We start from the raw sequence: 4,100 nt of genomic DNA, 5'->3' as shown, positions 1-4,100 counted from the left end.
CCTGCTTGTATTTTAGCGAGATACTCTAGGGCTTTACGGCTACCATGCTCACTGGTGCAAACGGGCGTTTTTAGCTCATAGACGATATGAGCGTGTCCGTTTTCAGGATTTTGGCTTGTCCACCGTGGCGGTGGTAGGTATTCTTCCGCCCAACGCATTGCGCCATGCTCATGATCAATGTCTAGGCAGATAAAGTGGGTCATGCAAGGAGGGTTGTGCTGAATATACCGCATCTTTACGGCAGTTTGCCTAGGACGAATGACAAGACCACCTAGATCATCGGTGCAATAAGGCTTTAAGGGGAGATTTTCGTATATTTCCGGTAGTATTAACATCACGCACACTTGTGTTGGTGCGCCTGCTGATATAAAATGTCCGTATCGAAAAAATGGGTTTTATATCTGCTGACACAGATTAAAATTCATCTAACCCCTAGTGTTGGTAGCACTGGGGGTTAGTCGTTTCTAGCACTTGAGTTTACGCGCTCATTTCTATTACGTCAATTAAGAATTTTCTTGTAAGCCACGCCATTTAAGGCGTACATCGCTATAAAAAGTTGTACCTACTTCACGTTATCTGCCCATACTGGGACCCGAATAAGTCCTCTTAGGGCGTTGTTTTTCAAGCTCTTGCGTCATTTGTTTATTAATTTCGCGACAGTCTCTAACTCGCTGGTCAATTTGCTCTGTGACTGCTTGATTGCGTTCTGTGAACTCTTTAGCTGCTCCGTGATACCTTTCAGCATCGTCTCTAATGCGCTCATATCGCTCGTTAACTCGTCTGCTGGTACTAGTGTACTCTGATACTCGCTCAAGGCTGCTGTGAGCTGCATCTGTATGGTCGCGAGTTTGCTCAGTTGTTCTGCGATAATTATTTGCCCTTCTGTGTATTGCTTGCGATGACTCCACCAAGCTTGCTGCTCTTTCGTGTGCTTGCTCAGTGAAGTCTCTAATGCATCGAACATACTTGGTAACGCTTTGAGTTCCTTGTCTTGCGTTTCTGCCAATGCCGTCAATAATCGCTTCAATCTCTCGATGCTCTGCTCTTGGTGGTCGATAATCTCTTTCTGCCGCGCTATCGTGTCTGCGTTCGCTTGCATGGCTTTGCTGACTTGCTGTATCAGTTGTTTTTGCATGGTCTGTTATCCTAATTTCATTCCGAGCATGACGCCAAATCCCATCATCACTAAAGCGACAATCGCGCAGCCAATCACCACTACCCATGCTCGGCGGTAAACAAAGTCGAGCGCATTTTCTTGATGAGCTTGCATTGTTTGGCTTAACTCTTGTGAATACTCGTTCATCATTTCCACTATCTCTAGCTTTTGCTTTTCTAGGCTTTCTGTCGTAAGGGCTTGGACGTTGAAAAGGTGTCTGACCAATACGCCCTCGATCGCTTGGTGATGCTGTTCTAGCATGGTCTTTAACTGGCTTTGCTTCTCGTCTAGGCTCTCCGTGCCTTGCTTGATGATACTCTCGCTTTCGATCAAGCTCTTCATAAAGGACGCGTGTAGCTTCCCTAAGTCGTCCTGTAGCGTTGTCTCTATAAGCGCTGCTGTCTCGTTCGACTGTTTCTTGAAGTTCTGGGCTAAACTTAAAATCTCGCTCATATAATCCGCCTGTTAATCTAATGTTTCTGCCACCACTGGGGTTTTTGATAGATATTGCTTTGTCCGTCTCGCGTGCGATTTCAAACCCTGCGTCTTGCAGCGTTTTTATGACCTCATGGCGGTTGGTTATCAGCCCATTAGCCACCATGCTTTCTAAGCCCTCTGTAATGGCTTCACGCGCTTCTTTGGTCGCTCGGGGTAAGTTATCACGCTGCGCCATTAATCGCTTGCGTATGGGGTCATTTGGGTCTGATAAATCATAGTAAATGTTCTGTAGATCTTTCCACGCATTGACCCTCGTTTTGTCTTGGCTGTGAATATAGGGCTGGAACAGTCGCCCATGCTCAAGATCAACATTAGCGATGACAAAGTTCAGCTCAAGCCGCCCTTTGTCCCTGTGCTCAACCCATGCAAAGCTCACCCTATCAGCGTCTAACCCTGCGGTAATCGTTTCTTCAAAGCCATCCATAATGTCATTTTTTTGCTTAAGCGTTAGATGGTCAGGAGCTTCCTCGAAACTCAAGCAACCACTGGTGTACTGGCGTTTAAAATCTAATGAGTCAATGAGTAGCTTTTGCTGTTCTACGTCACCGCGCAATATTTCGGCATCAGGGCGATCACCGTCTTTGCCAAGCAAGTAATCAAAGACGGCACTGCCACCACCTGTGCCATGACGAAAGAATTTAACGATCATCGCTCATAATCCTTTGTAGCTCTGTATCAAGATCGGCTTGTATCTTCACCAAAGTCATAAGTACCTCATTGTCTACTTGGTTGCCTTGGTTTAGGTGCTTGGCAATTTGGTTCATGTTATTGCCAATCCATGCCACGTGACGCACCAATTCGGGATCAGCTGCGTGAATGATTTTCTTAGCCTTTGCTTTTGGCTGTTCGATCTTTTGATTGAGTGCCAACTGGCGCAAGAAGGTTGATGTGCCAAGCTCACCTGCTCGGATTTTTATCTCCGAAAATTCGGCATCAGTGAGGCGTATTTGAATATGCCTGTCTCTGATTTTCTTAGTGGGTTTTTCATCGCTCATGGGTGACGTCCGTAAGGTTTTTGGGGTTAAGGGGTTTCCCCTTACCGGCATGCCAGAATGAAAAGAAACGAAGTAGATTGTAATGACGGCATATGCTGGCTTAATGTCATAATAACATTGAAAGGTAACTATTTAGAGTTATCTTGTTTATTTATCAGCAATGTCATTCAATACAAATACTAAATAATTTCACTAAAGTTCTTAGTCTTAGTATTTGTTACATGTTTATTGCTGATAGAATGTTGTTTTTGTCTGATCTATGTTGGAGAAGTTTATGGGCAGTTATATCGATTCAAACCTTACTAGCAGTGAACGTGTTATCCAAGAAGCGACGGTATCTTGGTGGTCACAATGGCCATTTCTTTTGATTGGCGGCCTCCTGCTACTTAGTGGCTTAGGCGTTGCTCTAGGAGGGGGTAACGGTTTTGTTATATTGCTCCTTGCTGCATTTTTTATAGGCGTTGCTGTTCTTAGAGTTCTTACAACTGAGCTGGCTTTGACTAATAAACGTGTTATTGCTAAAACTGGTTTCATTCGTCGCAATACTATTGAGTTGCGCTTGGAGAAAGTTGAAGGACTGATGGTTAACCAAGGTATCTTCGGAAGGATCTTGAACTATGGCTCTGTCTTAATTTCTGGTACTGGAGGAATTAAAACGCCTATTCCTTTTATCGCACACCCAACGCAGTTCCGTATGGTCGTTAACGAGTTTCTAGAGAACCCTTCTCAATTTGATTAGTCATAAATAAAGTAGAGCAAAACGAACAATAGTGAGCCATAATCAGATAGCCTAAGCAATAAAAAAAGAGCCAGTCAAAAGGCTGTTATCTGATTTAGGCTTATCCACTGTCAAATTTTGCCGAGTCTTTTTCTTCTTTGGTATGTGCTCTCAGAAATACCTAACTCTAACCATGGTTTTAATGATTGCTCTGACGTAGCTACAGGCTTACGTTTAGATACCTTGCCGCCTTTACTACCCTTAATAGCCTGACGATAAATAAACTCGTTATAGTGATATGAGTCACGCTTCCAACAGTATTTTGCGATACTTTTGGCAGTGGCTTTGATTTCTGAGTACGGTAACGGCTCTGAAAACATCATATTGACGCTTTGAGCGTGTTTAAGCACTGAGTTATACCATTGTTCCCAAGTCTTACCTCGGTGCTCTCTAATCGCAGAATACGCCCAATGGCGAACGGTATCGAACAGGGAACAGTTCCTACCAAGCCCATATTCTTTCTCGGTATTCGTTAAAGGTCTTAAATCAACAAACTCCGCTAGATAATTTAGCTCGTAGGCTTCTTTTGTCCATACTTCGGTACGCCAATGCTCGTGCATGGGGTTTTTGGTGATGAAGTTGGTATAGCCGACGTCTGCTCTTGTCTCTCTGACAAGCCCTGCTTGTATTTTAGCGAGATACTCTAGGGCTTTACGGCTACCATGCTCACTGG

The 4,100-nt window shown here is 44.2% G+C and carries 6 protein-coding genes; 1 reads left to right on the top strand and 5 read right to left on the bottom strand.

What is annotated here, in order from left to right; all coding sequences use genetic code 11:
• From EI164_RS14870 to EI164_RS14860, 4 genes are all read right to left on the bottom strand, one after another.
• Window positions 1–335 (bottom strand): replication initiation protein (locus EI164_RS14870; RefSeq protein WP_192520694.1); only part of this gene is annotated, 335 nt, incomplete at its 3' end.
• Window positions 336–634: 299 nt separating this feature from the next.
• Window positions 635–1,135, bottom strand: a complete 501-nt coding sequence (locus EI164_RS17525) for a hypothetical protein (RefSeq protein ID WP_413038467.1) — start codon at window positions 1,133–1,135, stop codon at window positions 635–637.
• Between the two features lie 6 nt (window positions 1,136–1,141).
• Entirely contained in the window at window positions 1,142–1,609 is a 468-nt protein-coding gene (locus EI164_RS17520) for an MbeB family mobilization protein (protein WP_225739334.1), read from the bottom strand.
• Between the two features lie 683 nt (window positions 1,610–2,292).
• Window positions 2,293–2,649, bottom strand: a complete 357-nt coding sequence (locus EI164_RS14860) for a plasmid mobilization protein (protein WP_192520692.1) — start codon at window positions 2,647–2,649, stop codon at window positions 2,293–2,295.
• 274 nt (window positions 2,650–2,923) lie between these two features.
• Between EI164_RS14860 and EI164_RS14855 the strand changes: the two genes are divergently transcribed.
• Window positions 2,924–3,388, top strand: a complete 465-nt coding sequence (locus EI164_RS14855; protein ID WP_192520691.1) for a PH domain-containing protein — start codon at window positions 2,924–2,926, stop codon at window positions 3,386–3,388.
• 110 nt (window positions 3,389–3,498) lie between these two features.
• Here EI164_RS14855 and EI164_RS14850 read toward each other — a convergent pair.
• On the bottom strand, window positions 3,499–4,100 hold a 602-nt coding region (locus EI164_RS14850; protein ID WP_192520690.1), incomplete at its 5' end, for a replication initiation protein.

Origin of the sequence: Psychrobacter sp. FME13, assembly GCF_014861395.1 — a bacterium.
GTDB lineage: Bacteria > Pseudomonadota > Gammaproteobacteria > Pseudomonadales > Moraxellaceae > Psychrobacter.
Note: the sequence above shows the minus strand (reverse complement) of the source record. Positions and strands in the feature narration are given on the sequence as shown.